Source organism: Streptacidiphilus sp. BW17 (assembly GCF_041262485.1).
GTDB lineage: Bacteria > Actinomycetota > Actinomycetes > Streptomycetales > Streptomycetaceae > Streptacidiphilus.
On the sequence record NZ_JBGCCR010000012.1, the window covers coordinates 144993 to 161666 of the forward strand.

The following is a 16674-nucleotide window of genomic DNA, read 5'->3' on the forward strand; positions in this document are numbered from 1 at the left end:
CGTGCTGCTCAGGCCAGTGCGGGTGCGGAGGCGCCGAGGTAGTCGACGCCGTGCAGGGTCTGGTCGGTGAAGAACCGGACGACGAGGTCGACGACCTCGGCGGGACGCTCCAGCGTCGCCCAGTGGTCGGCCTCGGCGATGGTGACGAAGGCGCTGTCCTGGATGGTGGCCGCGAAGTCCTGCTGGCGGCGCGCGTCGGACACGGTGTCGTGTTCGCCGCAGAAGACCAGGGTCGGCACGCCGGCCAGGCCGCCCGAGGTGTCCAGCCACTCGTCGGCGGAGCGGTTCAACACGGCCAGGCCGTACGGGAGCAGGGTGACCGCGTGCGTCACGATCCGCCTGACGTAGCGGTGCGCCAGACGGCGGTTGCGGATGACGCGGCTCTCGTCCTGGCAGAGCCAGAAGCCCATGGTGAAGTCGACGAACTCCTGCTCGTGGCCGGCCGCGCCGCGCTCCGCGGCCGTCCGCCACTCCGCGCACTCCGCCTCGGTCAGGTTGGCGGGCGTCCCGCCGAGCATCAGGCGCGACACGCGGTGGGGGTGGCGCCGGGCGAAGGTGAAGGCGATCACCGAGCCGAAGGAGTACCCGAAGAGGTTGACGCGGCTGACCCCGGCGTCGTCGAGCACCGCCTCGACCACCCGGCACATCACGTCCATGCCCTGGCCGGGTCGGAGCTGGTCGGACGCTCCCGCGCCGGGCATGTCGACGGTGATCAGGTCCGCGACCGCCCCGACGCCCTCGTCGAAGGCGCCCCAGCCGTCCTTGTGCTGGAGCGCTCCGCCGAGCAGCAGGACCGGCTCGGTGGCCGGGCTTTCCCGCCGGGAGTTGACGATGCGTCGGTAGTGGCAGGTCAGGCCCGCCACGGTGATCGTCCTGACCGTTTCGCTGTTCATGGTTCTCCTTCGCTCACGCGCGTGCTCGTCTGCCTGCTCACTGCTCATGCGCGTGCGAATACCAGGGCAGCGTTGTGGCCGCCGAATCCGAGAGAGGTCTTCACCGCGTGGTCGAACCGTGCGGGACGTGCTTCCTTCGCCACCACGTCGACGGGGATGTCCGGGTCGAGCGAGCCGAGGTTGGCTGTCGGGGGCACCAGTTGGTGCTCCAGCGCCAGCACGGTGAAGACCGACTCGATGCCGCCCGCCGCGCCGAGCGTGTGGCCGGTCATCGCCTTGGTCGAGGTGACCAGCGGCTGCTCGCCCAACACCCGTCGCAGCATGGCGGCTTCGATCTGGTCGTTCATCACGGTGGCGGTGCCGTGGGCGTTGACGTGGCCGACCTCGGAGGCCGCCACGCCCGCCTCGGCCAGCGCGCTGCGTAAGGCCTGCTCCGCGCCCAGGCCGTCGGGATGGGCGGCCACCGGCGCGAACGCGTCGTTGCTGGAGCCGTAGCCGACGAGCCGGGCCCGGATCCGGGCGCCGCGGGCCGCCGCGTGCTCCGAGCGCTCCAGGACCAGCAGTCCGGCGCCCTCGCCGACCACGAACCCGTCCCGTGCCGCGTCGAAGGGGCGGCAGGCGGCGGCGGGGTCCTGACGGTGCGTCGACAGCGCCCGCGTCTTGCACAGCCCCGCCATCAGCATCCGCGAGCACGCCGACTCGGCGCCTCCCGCGATCGCGATGTCGCACATGCCGGCCCGCAGCAGCTGCCGGGCCAGGCCGATCGCGTCCGCGCCGGACGCGCAGGTGGACGTCACCGCCATGCTCGGTCCGCGCGCACCCAGGTCCCGACAGACGCTTGCCGCAGCGCAGTTGCTGTTGAAGAGCGCGGGGAGCATCGGGGAGACGCGGAGGTGGCCGCGCTCCAGCAGCGTGGCGTGCTGGGCGTCGTAGAGCGGGAGCGCGCCGTTGGCGTTGCCGATGACGACGGCCACCCGCTGCCCCTCCCACTGCGCCGGATCCAGGCCCGCGTCGCCCACGGCCTCGCGGGCGGCCAGCACCGCCAACTGCGCGAAACGCTCCATCAGTCGGCGTTCGGTGACGTCCAGCGCGCCGGAGAGGTCGTCGTCCACCAGATACATGAAGTCGGTCGGCAGCCCGGTGAGCAGCTCGGGTCGGCGCACGCCCGTGGGCCTGGTCCGCTGCGTGACCGCCGACCAGCAGTCCGGCACGCCGACTCCGGCCGCGCTGATCAGGCCGAGACCCGTCACGGCCACGGCATACGGTGGCGCGCCCTGGTGGGAGGTGTGGTGCTCGGGCAACGCGGCGTGCTCCTGGTGCTGTGGGGGAAGAGCCGTGGCGGCTACGGGGCCGACGAGGACGCGACGCACCGGCGTCTGACCCCCTGGAGCGTGGGGGTGACGCCCGGAGCCCGGGCTGTTCCGTGAAAGGCCACATTCAACCAACGACCGTCGGCCCCAAAGGACACGGCGTCGCCGCCCGGCCTGAAGGCCCACGTCGTGGCCGAGGGTGATCGTGTACCAACTATGAGTAGCATGTGCCGCGTGGAGATCGACGGTGCAGACGCGGACCGGCGCGGGGCCGCGGGCGGAGTGCGGGTGGTGGTCGTGGACGACCATCCCCTGTTCCGCGAGGGGCTGCGGGCGGCGCTGGAGAGCACGCCGGACGTGCGGGTGGTCGCCGAGGCCGAGACGACGGCCGCCGCCCTGGAGGTGGTGGCCGCACAGCGGCCCGACGTGGTGGTGATGGACCTGTCGCTGCCGGACGCCTCCGGGATCGAGGCGACCAAGCGGTTGGCGCAGCTGCATCCCGGCCTGCCGGTGCTGGTGTTGACCACCTCCGACGACGACGGCAGCCTGCTCGGCGCGCTGCAGGCGGGTGCGCGCGGCTACCTGGTCAAGGGCGCGGGCCGGGACGAGGTGCTGCACGCGGTCCGTACGGTCGCGCACGGCGGCGCGGTCTTCAGCGGGGACATCGCCGCGCGCATCTCCGCGCTGCTGGCCGGAGGCGCGCGGCGGGGGGCCGAGCAGGCCTTCCCCTCGCTGACGTCGCGTGAGGTCGAGGTGCTGGACCTGGTCGCAAGGGGCCTGGACAACCGGCGGATCGCCCGCGAGCTCTTCCTGGCCGAGAAGACGGTCCGCAATCACATCTCGCACATCTTCGACAAGTTGAACGTCGCCTCCCGTACCGAGGCCGCCGCCCGGGCCCGCGACGCGGGGCTGGGGGAGCCGCAGCGACCGGCCGGACCGGTCGGACCGGCGGGGTGACGGATGCGGGACTGCTGCCCCATGCGCCCGGGACAACCCCCGAGGGAGGCTGGAGATTCGCCACGGCGGACGGGGGAGGGAGCAGGAAGGGCCGGGGAGTGCGATGGCCGAACTGACCGCGAGCAGCGCCGGAGACGCACGGACCGGCGGAGACGCCCGGACTGGCGGAGGCGCCCGGACTGGCGGAAGGGCGCCCGGACCGGGTGGACGCCGGCTGGGACGCGCCGTCGTCGCCTGCGCGGTCTCGCTCGGGGCCTGCTTCGTGTGGCTCTCCCTCGCCTTCACCGATCTGGGCGGATCGCGCCTCACCGGCCTGGACTTCGGCCCGTTCGGCTCGCGCATGCTGTTCATGCTGGTCTGCGCGCTGGCGGGCACGTTCACGTTCGTCCATCCCTCCGGTGGCGCGGTCGGGCGGCTGTTGCTGGTGGCGGCGACGGGGGAGCTGGTCGGGCACGCCGCCTCCATCGCGGGCGCGGCGCTGGGCGCCGACCATGCCATGCGCACCGTCGTCGTCCTGGCGGGGCTGACTGGTGACGTCCTGTATGTCTTCACGCTCTACGGGCTGCCGTTCTGGCTGCCCGACGGAACGCTGCCCGGACGGCGCTGGGGGCGGGCGCTGGTGGGCGCGATCGGCGTGTGGACGCTCGGCGAGGTCTGGCTCGACACCGCGACCAGGGACGAGTGGTACGGCATGAGCAACCCCCTTGCCACCGACCGTCCGTGGACCTCGATCACGCATGCGCTCCAACCGGTCCTGAGCGCGCCGATCAGCTACGTGCCGGTCGCCCTCTCCGCGCTGGGATTCGTCGTCCTCGCCGTCCGCGCCTGGCTGCTGACGCGGCGGAGAACGGGGCGTCAGGCCGTGCCGGGCAGCGTGCTGCTGGTGATGACGATCCCGTTCCTGCTGCTGACGGCGGGCAGCTACGCGGACTACTTCTTCCCCGTCCAGGGAGACGCGGCCCTCGTGCTCTTCTACGGCCCGCTCGCACTGTGGCCGTTGGGCCTGATCGTGCTCTTCGCCCGCGACCGGTCCGCGCACCTGGACCGGGCCACGCGCCGGGTGCTCGCCGCGCTGGTGGTCCTTGCGGTGCTGGTGGTCGGCTACTTCGCACTCGCGATCGGGCTCTCGGACGTGCTGCCGGGCACCCGGACGCCCGGCGCGCTGGTACTGGCGGTCGGATCGCTGGCGATCGGACTGCTGCTGCGGGCCACCGGCGGTTGGGCGGTCCGGGGCGTCGACCGCTCCTACTACGGCGACCGGGCGCGGCCCTACCACGTCGTCCGGGAGCTCGCCGGGCGGCTGAGCCGGACGGTGACGCCGGGTGAGGCGCCGCTGCTGCTCTGCACGAGCGTGGTGACGACGCTGCGGTTCCCGGCGGCGCGGGTGCTGGTCCGCACCAGCGGCGGCAACCGGGAGACCGCCACGCTCGGCGAGGCGGTCGGGCCCGTCTGGCACCGCTTCGAGCTGGTCTTCGAGGGCGACGCCGTCGGCGAACTCGAGGTCGCCGCACGCGAGTCCGAGCCGGACCTGGACCAGCAGGACCACGACGTGCTGCGCCTGCTCGCGGACCAGTCCGCGCCCGCCATCGCCTCACTCGGCCTCTACGAGGAGCTCCAAGCCAGCCGGGAGCGGATCGTGCTGGCGCGCGAGGAGGCGCGGCGGCGGCTGCGCCGGGAGCTGCACGACGGCCTCGCCCCGACGCTGTCCGGGCTTCGGCTCCAGGTCGACACCGCCCGCGCGGGCCTGCCCGAGGACGACGCGGCGGGCCGTCGGCTCGGCGGCGTGTCGGAGGGAATCGCCGACGCCATCGTCGAACTGCGCCGGATCACCGCCGGGCTGACGCCGGTGGCGCTGGACCGGGAGGGTCTGGGCGTCGGTCTGCGGCAGCTCGCGACCGGGCTGGCCGGGCGACAGCTGCTGATCGAGGTGGAGCTGCTTCCGGATCCGCTGCCGGAACTGCCGGCCGCCGTCGAGGTGGCGGTGTACCGGATCGCGGCCGAGGCCCTGCACAACGTGGTCCGCCACGCCGACGCCGCGCGGGCCTGGCTGCGCCTGTGCGTGGCCGACGGCGCGGCCCGGCTGGAGATCGGCGACGACGGCACCGGGATGGACGGGGTGGACCGCATGGACCGCGCGACCTGCATGGACGGCGTCCATGCCGGTCACGCGAGCGCACGCAGCGGCGGTGGGGTGGGCCTGCGGTCGATGGCGGAGCGGGCCGAGGAGCTCGGCGGCTCACTGCGGGTGGACTCGTCGGCGTCGGGTGTCGGACGGACAGGGGTGGTGGTCCGTGCGGAGATCCCGGTCCGGTCCGGCGCCTGAGCTGTTGTTGAACGCGCGACGGACCGGCGTCCGAAGGCCCGTCCGGATGCCCGTTCGGGACCGGTTTGGGACGCTGGACCCATGCGCCCGGGACAACCGGTGGCGGACATTCGACCTCGGAGGCCGCACCAGCCTCCGACACCCAGGGGGACGCTCCTCGCAACAGGGGCAGAAAGTCAGGAGCTACCGATGACCGTCAACCCAGCGATCGAGAGCGACGAGGCCGTCGCCGACCAGCCGGGGTGCGAGCACCCGCCGTGCCCGCCGATGCCCGCCCCGGAACCGTCGCCCGCGCCCGACGGCTGCCACCACGAGCCGTGCGCGCCGGAGTCGGAACCGCCGGACACGGCGGACTGAGCACCGCCTCACAGCGTCTCGCCGACGGACCCCGGGGTCCGTCGGCGAGACGCTGCGGCGTGCCGGCCTATGAGCTCATCCCGCCCATGCCGCCCATCCCGCCGACGTCCATGACGGCGCCGGGCATGACCGAGAACTCCCGCATCATCCCGGCGTCCTCGTGTTCGAGGATGTGGCAGTGGTACATGTACCGCCCGGACGCGCCGCGGAACTGGCCCGCCACGGTGACCATCGTGCCCGGAGGCACCCGCATCACGTCCTTCCACCCGGTCAGCGACGGGTCGATCGGCAGCGAGTCCAGATGTGCGACCGGTGCGCCGGGGGCCGTGCCGCCCTTCGCGGGCAGGAAAGCGGCCGTGTCGTAGCCGTCGATCGACAGCGGCTGGAAGCGGGTCAGGTGGATGTGGATCGGATGCAGGATCCCGCTCAGGTTGAGGATCCGCCACACCTCCCAGCTGTCCTGCCTTGCACGCCAGTTGAGCTGGTCGTCGAAGTGGCGGGCCAGTCGCTGGTAGGTGGTGGTCACCCCGTTCTGGTCGGTGACCTGGATGATGCCGTCCTTCACCGCCGTCGTGGGCCCCTCCGAGGAGGGGACCTCGCCCAGCTCCCACAGCCCGAGCGTGCCGTCGGGGTCGGCGGCGAGTCCGAGCATCCGGTGCATGTGGTCCGGCGGGAGCCGGTCGTGGGTCAGGCGGTAGTACGACGGGGAGAGCGTCGTCGGCAGCCGGAAGGTGTCGGTCAGCGGCGCGTCGGCGACGCGGAACTGCATCACGTCCGGCTCCGGCAGCCGGTCGGCGGGGAGCGGGTCGCCGGGCTTGACACCGGCCGGCAGCGGGTCGCCGCGGAAGGGCGCCTGCGCGGAGTTGACCAGCCGCAGTGACTGGTCGCGGAACGCGCCGAAGTCCACCAGCACGTCCGCCCGTTCGGCCGGGGCCAGGGTCAGCCCCGCGTCGGTGATCGGCAGCGGAGCGCCCAGCAGACCGCTGTCCGTCCCGATCTGCCAGGCGGAGCCGGTGACCACCGTGCCCGCCTCGTCCAGCAGGTGCAGCCGGTAGGTGCGCGAGTTGGACGCGTTGAGCACCCGGAACCGGTACCAGCCCGGGCGTACCTCAAGGAACGGCCAGATGGTGCCGTTGACCAGCGTGTACGGCCCGACGAAGGGCAGTGTGCCGGTGGTCTTGTGCAGCAGTCGGCCGGTGAACCGCCCTGCCGCGTCCGTCTCCAGGTTGCGGTCGCAGACGATCAGCGGGATCTCGCGGTCGCCGCCGGGCAGCCCGAGCGCATCCTCCTCGTCGTCGCGCAGCAGGTACATCCCGACCAGCCCGGCGAAGACGTTCAGGCGGGTGATGTTCATGGCGTGGTCGTGGTACCAGAGTGTCATCGCGGGCTGGTCGTCAGGGTATTCGGACAGCTGCATGTCGCCGTGCAGGACGGCGTTCTCCATCCAGCCGTCGTTGTTGCCGCCGGTCACGGCGCCGTGCAGGTGGGTGACCTGCCAGGCGGGCAGCGAGGCCACGCCCTTGACGGGCTGGGCCTGGCCGATGCCCGGGTCGTTCATCGCCAGCGACGGGTTGCCCGGCGCGTCGGTGAGGAAGGCGTCCACGACGGGGTAGGGCGTCGTGGTGCCGTTCTCCCATGTCACGTGGAGCCGCTGCCCCCGGTGCACGTCGAACACCGGGCCGGGGAACTCGCCGTCGTACGTCCACAGCGGCGTCGGCGGCAGCTGCGTGTGCAACCGCAGGTCGACGCCGACGGTGCGGAGGGTGAACCGGGCTTCGCGCTCCGCGCGGTCCACGCGCAGCCGTCGCGGGATCCGCAGCGGATCGAGGAACTTGGTGAGGACGGTGTTGCTGGCTTTGGAACTGGTGGCTGTGGCGGTGGATGTCACGACGCCTCCTCGGAACCGGTGACTGTGGTAGGCCGTGGCCGCAGCGCGGCGACGACCTGGGGGATCAGGGGCAGCGCGGCGAACGCCGCGCCGAGCAGGCACACGCCGGACCATCCGGCGGCGGCCCAGACCGCGGCGGAGAGCGCGGAGCCGCCCGCGCCGCCGACGAAGTAGCAGGTCATGTAGGCGGTGGTCACCCGGCTGTGCGTGTGGGCGGGCAGCAGGGCGTAGATCTGCTGCTGGTTGGCGGTCTGCACCCCGCGCAGCCCCAGGTCCAGCAGGACGGCTCCGACACCCAGCAGCACCAGGTTCCCCCGGCCGAGCGCGAGCGGCACGAACGCCACGACCATCAACGTGCTGAAACCGAAGCGTGCGGGGCGCACGTGACCGTGGTCGCACACCCTGCCTGCGGGCTGTGCGAGCAGGACGCCGGCGATGCCGGTCAGCCCGAACAACCCGATGGCGCTCTCCCCGAAGTGGAACGGCGGACCGGAGAGGAGGAATGCCGTGGGCGTCCAGAAGGCGGAGAACGCGGCGAAGATGGCGAAGCCGGAGAAGCACCGGGCGAGGAGCAAGCGTTCCCCGGCGAGGAGATGCCCTATCCGGGGGCGCGAGGCTCTGCTGATATGCGGCTCCGCCGCGAACCCCCCTGTGCGGATAGCCCTGCGCATGGTGGGCTCCACCGGCGTGGGTCGCTTGTCGCGTGGTTCCCCGCGCCCCTGAGGTAGTGCAACTGCTGCCGTCACAAACAAGACTGCTGCCGCCGCGTACACCGCACGCCACCCCCACAGCGCAGCGACCTGTCCCGACACCACCCGTGCGAGCAGGATCCCCGCCGTCAACCCGCCCATGACGGTGCCGACCGCGCGTCCCCGCCGCTCCGCGCCCGCCATTGACGCCGTCCGCGCGACCAGCACTTGTGCCGCGCTGCCGAAGAGGCCCAGCCCCGCCGCCGCGACGCACAGCACGGGCAGCGCCGGGGCTGTCGCCGCGAGGACCGCCGCCGGGACGGCTGCCCACAGCAGGGCCGTCGCCAGCCGGTTCCGGGCGAGGCGGTCGCCGAGCGGGACGATCAGCAGCAGGCCTGCCGCATAGCCGAGCTGACCTGCCGTCACCACCGATGCCGCGCTTGACCGGTGGGCGTGGAACGCTGAGGCGATCGTGGGGAGCAGCGGTTGGGCGTAGTAGATCCCGGCCACGCCGACGCCGCAGGCGAACGCCGACACCGCCAGCTCGCCGCGCCGCAGCGTCGCCGTCGTCCGGGGTGTCGCGGTCGTCGCGGTGGACTCGGTCATCGCGGTTCCACGTCCGCAGGGCGGCGGGCGTCCAGCCAGCGGCCGTCGGGCGCGCCGAACTCCGCGTCGTCGCCCTCGCGCAGGTAGACGGTCTCGCCGCGGCGGACGGTGTGCAGGACCCGGCCGGTCATCGTCCAGCCCTCGTACGCGGACCAGCCGCACTTGGAGTGGATCGTGCCGGGCCCGAGCATCCAGCGTTCGTCCGCGTCGAAGAGGACGAAGTCGGCGTCCAGGCCCGGCCGCAGCCGGCCCTTGCGCTCGTCGAGTCCGAACAGCTCCGCCGGGCGCTCGGCGAGCAGCCGGACCAGCAGGGACAGGTGGGCGTCCGGCGGTTCGAAGGGCGCGCGGCGCCGCAGGCCGGTGTGGACGGCCGTCAGCATCTCCTGGACGCCGGGCAGTCCGGGCGGGGCCTGGGCGGGGGAGCGGAGCTTCTCCTCGCGGGTGTGCGGGGCGTGGTCGCTGCCCAGGGAGGCGGCCTGACCGCTCCGGATGGCACGCCACAGCCGCTCCTGGTCCGGCTGCTGCCGGAGCGCGGGGCTGAGCCGGGCCCGCGCGCCGACCCGGCAGGTCTCGGCGGCGGTGAAGGAGAGGTGATGCGGCGTCACCTCGAAGGTGACCGGAAGGCCCGCGTGCGCGGCGGCCGTGAGCAGGTCCGCCTCCTCCGCGGTGGACGCGTGCAGGATGTGCACGGTGGTGCCGTGGCGGCGGACGAGCTCCAGGACCCGCGCGACCGCGACGATCGCGCCGCTGCGCGGCCGGTGCCGCTCGTACTCGGCGTAGCCGGACGGCTCGCCGCGCCACTCGTCCAGCAGCCCGAACACCCCGTCGTCCTCGGCGTGCAGCAGCAGCCGCAGGCCGGACTCGGCGGCGGTGCGGAAGATCTTCTCCAGCTGCACCGGGTCCCGCACCACGTCCGGGGCGGTGTGGTGCCCGGCGAGGAAGACCTTGACGCTGGTCGCCTCGCGCGGGCCGACCGTGCGCAGCGGTGCGGGATCGTCGCCCGCGACGCCGAGGTGGAAGCGGAAGTCCACCAGCGAACTGCCGTCGACGAGTTCGGCCTTGCGGTGGGCCTGCTCGCCGGTGCGCAGCGGCGGGACGGTGTTGGGCATGTCGATCACCGTGGTGACGCCGCCCGCGACGGCGGCGCGGCTCGCGTGCGCCCAGTCCTCCTTGTGCGTCAACCCCGGTGTGCGGAAGTGCACATGGGAGTCGATCAGGCCGGGCAGCAGGTGGCGTCCGCCGCCGTCGAGCGTCCGCCGCGCGGGCGGACGCTCGTTCGGCCCCAGCAGGCAGGCGATCCGGCCGCCCGACACGGCCAGCCCGCCCGTCACCACCTCGTCCCCGTTCACGAGGCGGGCCCCGGTGACCACCAGGTCGTACGGCTGCTCCTGGTGGTGCGTCGTCAGGTCACTCGGCCCACTCAGCTCACTCATCGCCGACACCCACCGCGACCGTGCCCAGCGCGCGGGTCTCCTTGCCGCCGACGCTGACCCACTCCAGCTCGTCGTCCGGACCGTCGCCGGTGGCCGCGTAGGACGCGACGACCTGGCGGGCCGGCGTGTCGATGACCAGCTGTCCGGGGGCGCATGCGCTGTCACCGGCCGCCGTCAGCAGCCGGCCCGGGACCGTGCCGCGCAGCGCGGAGGCTGCGGCGAGGCAGACCGCGCCGGTCAGCGCCAGTTCCGGATGCCACCCCCCGACCGTCAGCGCTCGTACGGCGAGGTGACCGGGGGCGACCGGCACGACGGCGGCGACCTTGGGGAACGCCCCGTCCTGCGGCCAGCCCAACCGGGCCGCCTGTTGGCGACGCAGGCGTTCCAACGTCGCGTAGAGGTCGGGCTGTTCGCCCCGGAACAGCGCCTCGCGGTCCCGCACGCCCAGATGGGCCGCGTCGACGAAGAGGTAGGGGTTGCCCATGGCGACCACCCGGCCGCCGTCGCGCAGCAGCGTGCCGAGCCGGGTGCCGGGCGGGGCGATGAAGTGCGCGGTGAACACGGCGCGCCGGCCTGCGGCATGGTCCACCTGGCAGACCACCTGGTCACCGTTGTTCAGCACCCGCGCCCGGACGCGGTCCCCGGCGTGGAGCGCGGGCAACCGCCCGGCCTGCGCGGCTGCGGTCACCGCGGCCAGCAGTGAGTGGCCGCAGTTGCCGTTCAGGTCGAAGTGGTCGGCCGCGTCCGGCATCGCCTGGACGAAGCGGTAGTCCACGTCGAAGAGCGGGTGTGCGGACGGCCGGATCAGCGCCCACTTGAGCACCTCCGGCTCACCGGCCCGCCGCGGCAGGTGGCGGCGGATCCCGGTCAGTGCGGACAGGAGCTCGGCACCGTCGCCCGGGAGCGGATCGGGGAGCGCGTCGGCGTCCAGGACCAGGGTCGGGCCGGGCGCGCCGATGGCCCGGGCGAGGGCGGCGAAGCCCAGGTGGGTCGTCGGCGTGGTCAGTGGCGCAGCGGTCGGTGGCCGGGCCGTCGTGATCGTGGGCGTCGTCATCGTGGCGGTCATCACGCCACCTCCGTCAGTTCTCGTTCCTGGGCCGGGTGGAGGGCGGCGGTGCGGCGCACCGCGAACTCCTCGCGCCACAGCTCGAACATCAGCAGCGACCAGGTCGCCAGGGCCAGGCAGTCGGCCGGGCGGGCCTGCTGCGCCCGCAGCAGCCGGTCGACGGCGGCAGGGTCCAGCAGTCCGCCGGTGCGCAGCCGGGCGGGGGAGAGCACCTCGCGCGTGTACGCCCACAGCGGCGTCCCGGGCGCGAGCATGGCCGTGATCGGCAGCGTGAACGGCTGCTTGGGCCGGTCCAGCACGCTCTGCGGCAGCAGTCCGCGCGCGGCGGCGTAGAGGGCCACCTTGCCTCGGCCGCTCCCGGGTGCGAGCCGCTGGTCCGGCGGCAGGGCGCGGGCGAGCTCACGCACCGACCGCTGGCAGAACGGCAGTCGGACCTCGACCGCATGCGCCATGCTGAGGTGGTCGACCCGTCGCAGGTGGTAGGCGGGAAGCCGGACCTGGGTCTCGAAGTCGCTCAGCACGTCCAGCCGTGGCCGGTGCACGGCCTCCTCCCTCAGCCGGTCGGTGATCGCCTCCGAGGCGCTGCCGTACTGGCGGACGAAGGCGGCGTACTCGGCGCTGTACAGGCGCGGCCGGTACTCGGCCGGGATCGCCGCGAGGGCGTCGACGTAGCCGGGGAGCCAGGTGCCGTGCGTGGTGACGGCGGTGTGGACGCGGCCGTACCCGGCGAAGATCTCGTCGGCGGCGTCGCCGGTCAGCGCGACCTTGAACCCGGCCCGGTGCACGGCCTCGAAGAGGCCGTAGGTGCTGAGCGTGATCGGATCGGCGTTCGGCTGGCCCAGGTGCCAGGCCACGGCGGGCAGCAGCTCGGGGAAGCGGGCCGCGTCCAGCTCGACCTGGTGGTGCGCGGTCCCGGCCCGGCCCGCGACCTCACGGGCGAAGTGCCGCTCGTCGTGCGGCCATTCACCCCGGTAGGCGATGTTGAACGAGTGCACGGCGGCTCTGGGCCGGCCGGCGGCCATCATCGCGGTGACCAGGCTGGAGTCCAGCCCGCCGCTGGTGATCGCGCACACGTTCGCGTCCGCGACCGACAGTCGGCGCACCTCGTGGGCCAGCGCCTCGCGCACCTGCTCGCCCGGCGCGCCTTCACCGACGGGCGGACGCTCGGGGGCGGGGCGGCGGTGGAGCCGCAGCCCGCGCGAGCGCGTGCAGACGGCGGTGGTCCCGGGCGGCAGCACCTGCACCCCGTCGACGAGGGTGTGCTCGCCGAACGGCGTCTTGGTCGCCAGGTAGCTTTCCAGCCCGGGCTCCCACAGGCCGGGCCGCTCCCGTCCCATGGCGAGCAGCGCGGGCAGCTCGGAGGCGAAGTGGAGCCGGTGGCCGTCCCACCGGTAGTAGATCGGCTTCATCCCGGCGTCGTCGGTGGCCAGCACGAGCGTCGGCTCGGCGCGTAGGTCGACCAGCGCGAGGGCGAACATGCCGTCGAGGTGCTCGGCGAAGACCGTCCCGTGCTCCTGGTAGAGCCCGGGCAGCACCGCGCCGTCGCAACGGTCGGTGAAGCGGTGGCCGCGTGCCGTAAGGCGGGCGCGCAGCTCGTCGTGGTTGTAGATCTCGCCGTTGAAGACGGCCTTGATCCGGCCGCCCGCGCCGTCGTACGGCTGCCGCCCGCCCGCCGGATCGGTGATCGCCAGCCGGTTGCAGCCCAGCGCCCAACCGGCGCCGTACGCCAGCCGCGCCTCGTCCGGCCCGCCGTGCCGCTGCAGCGCGCCGGCCGCGCGCATGTCGTGCGGGGAGAGGTCGGCGTCGAAGTGGCCGTGGATCCTGCACATGATGGCCCGTGCCTTCCACTGGGGGTTCTCGGGGTATTCCCGATGCCCCCAACCTCCCCGGCCCGCTGTCCCGCCCGCCTGAGCCCGTTGTCCCGACCTCGCCCGGTCCGGGCCCGGTCCTCGCCCGGGTGAGCCTCCTGCCCGACGGGCTCCGCCAGCGGCGCGCCGCATCCGCGCCCCGTTCGGGTGGACTCTGCGCTCGTCGTCGGCGAATCCGCGTGGCGTCGCCCACGGGCCGATGCTGACGGAGCGTAACCTGCATCGCGTACGCCTTCATCGAAGGAGACGCGATGAGCGCCACTGACCGTGCGGTGAGCAGGGGTTTTCGGCGTTCGGGGACGGCGCTGCTCGGCGCGCTGCTTGCTGTGTCAGCGACCCCAGCCACTCCAGCCACCCAGGCCGCGGCAGTCGCCGCGCCTGCGGCGGGCGTCGAGTACATCGCCCTGGGCGACTCGTTCGCGGCCGGTCCGACCCTCATGCCGCAGGACGGCTACCACCCCGACCCCTGCCTGCAGTCGGACGTCGACTACCCTCATCTGCTCGCGAGGGACCTGGGCATCACCGCGTTCCGCGACGTCACCTGCAGCGGTGCGACCAGCGCGAACGTCCTGACCACTCCGCAGACGGCGGACCTGCCGGGCGGATCGGGAGTCCCGCTGCAGATCGGCGCGGTGTCGCCGTCCACGGCGCTGGTCACCCTCACGATCGGCGCCAACGACATCGACCTGGCCCAGTTCGCCGCGGGCTGCGTCAACCTGATGCCGCCCCCGCTCGGGACCTCGTGCAAGGCGACCGAGACCGCAGGCGGCGTCGACAAGGGCGCGGCACTGGTCGCTGCGGAGGCCCCCCGCTTGGCCGCCGTCCTCGACGCGGTGCACCAGCGGGCCCCGCAGGCCCGGATTCTGATCACCAGTTACGCCGACTACTTCGGAGCGGCCGGCTGCTTCCCGCGCCAGCCGTTCTGGCCGCAGGACGCCGCGTATCTGCAAGGGCTGGTGGACCAGCTCGGCCGGGTGACCGAGGCCGTCGCCGCACAGCACCACGCCCAGTACGTCGACTTCATCGGCCCCGGGGCGGGACACGACGGCTGCCGGCCCACCAGTAACTGGGTCAACCTGATCGTCCCCGGTCACACCGGGGGCACCATCCCGATGCACCCCACTTTGCTCGGTGAGCAGAACTTCGCCCGGATCATCGTCGAGCACCTGGCCCAGGGCTGATCGAGCGTCACCGCTGGGCCTCCGCCGGGCGCAGGGTCTCGGCCACCTGCGACCGGCACCGGCCTGTTCCGACGCCTTCCGCGTTGTGCGGAAACCGTGGTGGGCTGGGGAGTTAGTGACTCTGACATGACGACGCGTGCAGGAATTGGCTAGCCTGCTCGGCATGACGGCGCTCGGGGGAGACAGTGCGGACGGCTCGGACCTGCATGGCCTCGGGGCCGTGCCGTTGGCCGGCGGCGACCCGCGGCGGATCGGTCCGTTCACGCTGACGGGTCGGCTCGGCTCCGGCGGGATGGGCCGGGTCTTCCTGGGGGTCGCCGACGGGCGATTCGCCGCGGTGAAGCAGGTCCACCCGCACCTGACCGAGGACAAGGAGTTCGTCCAGCGCTTCGGCCACGAGCTGGACAACCTGGCCCGCCTGCCCGCCGGGGTCAGCGCCGCCCTGCTGGACAGCGACCGTGAGGCCCAACCGCCGTGGCTGGCCGCCGCGTACGTCCCCGGTATCACCCTGGACGAGGCGCTGGAGCTGAACCGCGGACCGCTGCCCGTGCCGGACATCTGGCTGTTGCTGCGGGAGGCCGCCGCAGGGCTGGCAGCCGTGCACGAGATCGGCATCGTGCACCGGGACCTGAAGCCGTCGAATGTGATGCTCCGTCAGAACGGCGTCACCCTCATCGACTTCGGCGTGGCGCGGGCCCTGGAGCAGAGCCGGCTGACCCAGTCGGGCATGGTGATCGGCACCCCGTCGTACATGTCGCCCGAGCAGGCGTCCAGCGACCGCGCGGTGACTGAGGCAACAGACGTGTTCGCGCTCGGCTGCCTGCTGGGGTACGCGGCGACGGGGAAGCCGCCGTACGGTGACGGCAGCGGCGTGCAGATGCTCTACCGCATCGTCCACGAGCAGCCCGATCTCGAGCCGTTGCGTGCGGTCGACGAGGAACTCGCCGCCGTGGTCGCCCAGTGCCTCGCGCGCGCTCCGCAGGATCGGCCCACCAGCGCCGAGTTGGTGGCGCGGGCCACGCGGCACGTGGGCCTGGACGTGACACCGTGGCCGTCCGGGGTCCGCGAGCGCCTGGCACTGCGCGCCGATGCCGTGCAGCGCGTCCCTGATGTGGCGACCATGGTGATGGCGCCCGTGCCGGACGGCCCCGCCGGACCGGCCGGGCCCGCTACGCCCGTCGCCCAGATCGTGGCGCCGGCCGGCGAGCCGGAGAGGCCCAGGCGGCGCGGATTCCGAGGGTTCGTGATTCCCCTGCTGGTAGCCGTCGGTGCAGGCGCGGTGGCGCTCGTGCCGTACCTCATGGACCAGCATGCGGGCGGCACGCCCTCCGCCTCCGGCAGCGGCACGACGAGCGCGGTCGCCACGCTCGGCACGCCGTCCGCGTCCGCCTCCGCCTCCGCGAGCAAGTCCGCGTCGGCCTCGCCGTCGTCGCCGTCCTCGCCCAAGGCGAGCGATTCCACGTCGCCCCGCGCCAGCGGTGGGGGCACCGGCGGGGCGAACGGCGGCAGTACGGGCGGCTCCGGCGGCACCAGCACCGGCAGCGGTGGTGCCGGGACGTCGGGCGGATCCAACAACTCCACCGGGGCCAACGGCTCCACGGGGCCAGGCGGCGCCACCGGTTCGACCACCTCGGGGACGTCGGGCGGCACGGGAACGCGCGGTGGCACGGGCGGCTCCGGAGGCAGCGTCACCCCGAGCGGAACCCACCGGCTCAGGTCCGCCCTGGACGGCCAGTGCCTGGCCCAGAGTGCGTCCCACAGCACCTCCGGCTACATCGCGGCCTGCGCCTCGGGCAGCCCGTTCGAGTGGACCTACGCGTCGGTCTCCGGCGGCACCTTCGAACTGCTGAACCCCGACTCCGGCAACTGCCTGGCAGGCAGCGGGGACAACTACACCTACATGGTCTCCTGCGGCAGCACCAGCGCCGACGTGTGGAGCTTCGGCCAGCCGACCTCTTCCGGCGCGACGCTGGAGAACCCCTCAGCCGGGCAGTGCCTCCAGAACGACGCCACCGTGGGCGGCTACGCGGTCCTCACCGCCTGCAGCTCCTCCGCCGACGAGATCTGGTCCAACGACTGACGGACTGTCAGGGTGTGCGGGCT

12 protein-coding genes are annotated in these 16674 nt (G+C 73.4%); 5 read left to right on the forward strand and 7 right to left on the reverse strand.

What is annotated here, in order from left to right; translation table 11 throughout:
• Positions 1-8: 8 nt before the first annotated feature.
• Together ABH940_RS17490 and ABH940_RS17495 are read right to left on the reverse strand one after the other, a co-directional pair.
• Positions 9-893 (reverse strand): alpha/beta fold hydrolase, encoded by an 885-nt coding sequence (locus ABH940_RS17490; protein WP_370105646.1) that lies wholly within the window; start codon positions 891-893, stop codon positions 9-11.
• Positions 894-937: 44 nt separating this feature from the next.
• On the reverse strand, positions 938-2194 hold the full coding sequence (locus tag ABH940_RS17495; RefSeq protein ID WP_370105680.1) for a beta-ketoacyl synthase: 1257 nt from the start codon (positions 2192-2194) through the stop codon (positions 938-940).
• 249 nt (positions 2195-2443) lie between these two features.
• Here ABH940_RS17495 and ABH940_RS17500 point away from each other — a divergent pair, with 249 nt between their 5' ends.
• The 3 genes from ABH940_RS17500 (at position 2444) to ABH940_RS17510 (ending at position 5840) form a co-directional block, all read left to right on the forward strand.
• The gene (locus tag ABH940_RS17500) at positions 2444-3160 is read left to right on the forward strand and encodes a response regulator (protein WP_370105681.1); all 717 of its coding nucleotides are present in this window, start codon (positions 2444-2446) and stop codon (positions 3158-3160) included.
• Between the two features lie 103 nt (positions 3161-3263).
• Positions 3264-5483, forward strand: coding sequence for a sensor histidine kinase (locus ABH940_RS17505; protein WP_370105647.1), 2220 nt, complete (start codon positions 3264-3266; stop codon positions 5481-5483).
• A gap of 189 nt (positions 5484-5672) precedes the next feature.
• A complete protein-coding gene (locus ABH940_RS17510; RefSeq protein ID WP_370105648.1) occupies positions 5673-5840 on the forward strand; it encodes a hypothetical protein in 168 nt (55 codons plus the stop codon).
• 67 nt (positions 5841-5907) lie between these two features.
• On the opposite strand, the gene ABH940_RS17515 is transcribed toward ABH940_RS17510, so the two are convergent.
• Genes ABH940_RS17515 through asnB form a run of 5 tightly spaced genes read right to left on the reverse strand, consistent with a single transcriptional unit; the run spans position 5908 to position 13351 of the window.
• Positions 5908-7728, reverse strand: a complete 1821-nt coding sequence (locus tag ABH940_RS17515; RefSeq protein WP_370105649.1) for a multicopper oxidase family protein — start codon at positions 7726-7728, stop codon at positions 5908-5910.
• Positions 7725-9023, reverse strand: a complete 1299-nt coding sequence (locus ABH940_RS17520; protein ID WP_370105650.1) for an MFS transporter — start codon at positions 9021-9023, stop codon at positions 7725-7727. The genes ABH940_RS17515 and ABH940_RS17520 overlap by 4 nt, the downstream gene beginning before the upstream one ends.
• Positions 9020-10456 carry a dihydroorotase family protein gene (locus tag ABH940_RS17525; RefSeq protein ID WP_370070080.1) on the reverse strand — a complete coding sequence of 479 codons (1437 nt, stop codon included), beginning with the start codon at positions 10454-10456 and terminating at the stop codon, positions 9020-9022. The genes ABH940_RS17520 and ABH940_RS17525 overlap by 4 nt, the downstream gene beginning before the upstream one ends.
• A complete protein-coding gene (locus ABH940_RS17530; protein ID WP_370070078.1) occupies positions 10449-11522 on the reverse strand; it encodes a PrpF domain-containing protein in 1074 nt (357 codons plus the stop codon). Before ABH940_RS17530 ends, ABH940_RS17525 begins: the two co-directional genes overlap by 8 nt.
• The gene (gene asnB / locus ABH940_RS17535; RefSeq protein WP_370070076.1) at positions 11522-13351 is read right to left on the reverse strand and encodes an asparagine synthase (glutamine-hydrolyzing); all 1830 of its coding nucleotides are present in this window, start codon (positions 13349-13351) and stop codon (positions 11522-11524) included. Before asnB ends, ABH940_RS17530 begins: the two co-directional genes overlap by 1 nt.
• Before the next feature lie 290 nt (positions 13352-13641).
• On the opposite strand from asnB, the gene ABH940_RS17540 reads away from it, so the two are divergent.
• Both ABH940_RS17540 and ABH940_RS17545 read left to right on the forward strand, forming a co-directional pair.
• A complete protein-coding gene (locus tag ABH940_RS17540; protein WP_370070074.1) occupies positions 13642-14571 on the forward strand; it encodes an SGNH/GDSL hydrolase family protein in 930 nt (309 codons plus the stop codon).
• Between the two features lie 163 nt (positions 14572-14734).
• Positions 14735-16651 (forward strand): protein kinase, encoded by a 1917-nt coding sequence (locus ABH940_RS17545; RefSeq protein WP_370105651.1) that lies wholly within the window; start codon positions 14735-14737, stop codon positions 16649-16651.
• Positions 16652-16674 lie beyond the last annotated feature (23 nt).

Bases quoted from the DNA above. Each gene is read 5' to 3' on its own strand.
- ABH940_RS17505 (WP_370105647.1), top strand. From the start codon at position 3,264: ATGGCCGAACTGACCGCGAGCAGCGCCGGAGACGCACGGACCGGCGGA.
- ABH940_RS17520 (WP_370105650.1), bottom strand. From the start codon at position 9,023: ATGACCGAGTCCACCGCGACGACCGCGACACCCCGGACGACGGCGACG.
- ABH940_RS17490 (WP_370105646.1), bottom strand. From the start codon at position 893: ATGAACAGCGAAACGGTCAGGACGATCACCGTGGCGGGCCTGACCTGC.
- ABH940_RS17540 (WP_370070074.1), top strand. From the start codon at position 13,642: ATGAGCGCCACTGACCGTGCGGTGAGCAGGGGTTTTCGGCGTTCGGGG.
- ABH940_RS17525 (WP_370070080.1), bottom strand. From the start codon at position 10,456: ATGAGTGAGCTGAGTGGGCCGAGTGACCTGACGACGCACCACCAGGAG.
- asnB (WP_370070076.1), bottom strand. From the start codon at position 13,351: ATGTGCAGGATCCACGGCCACTTCGACGCCGACCTCTCCCCGCACGAC.
- ABH940_RS17545 (WP_370105651.1), top strand. From the start codon at position 14,735: ATGACGGCGCTCGGGGGAGACAGTGCGGACGGCTCGGACCTGCATGGC.
- ABH940_RS17510 (WP_370105648.1), top strand. From the start codon at position 5,673: ATGACCGTCAACCCAGCGATCGAGAGCGACGAGGCCGTCGCCGACCAG.
- ABH940_RS17530 (WP_370070078.1), bottom strand. From the start codon at position 11,522: ATGACCGCCACGATGACGACGCCCACGATCACGACGGCCCGGCCACCG.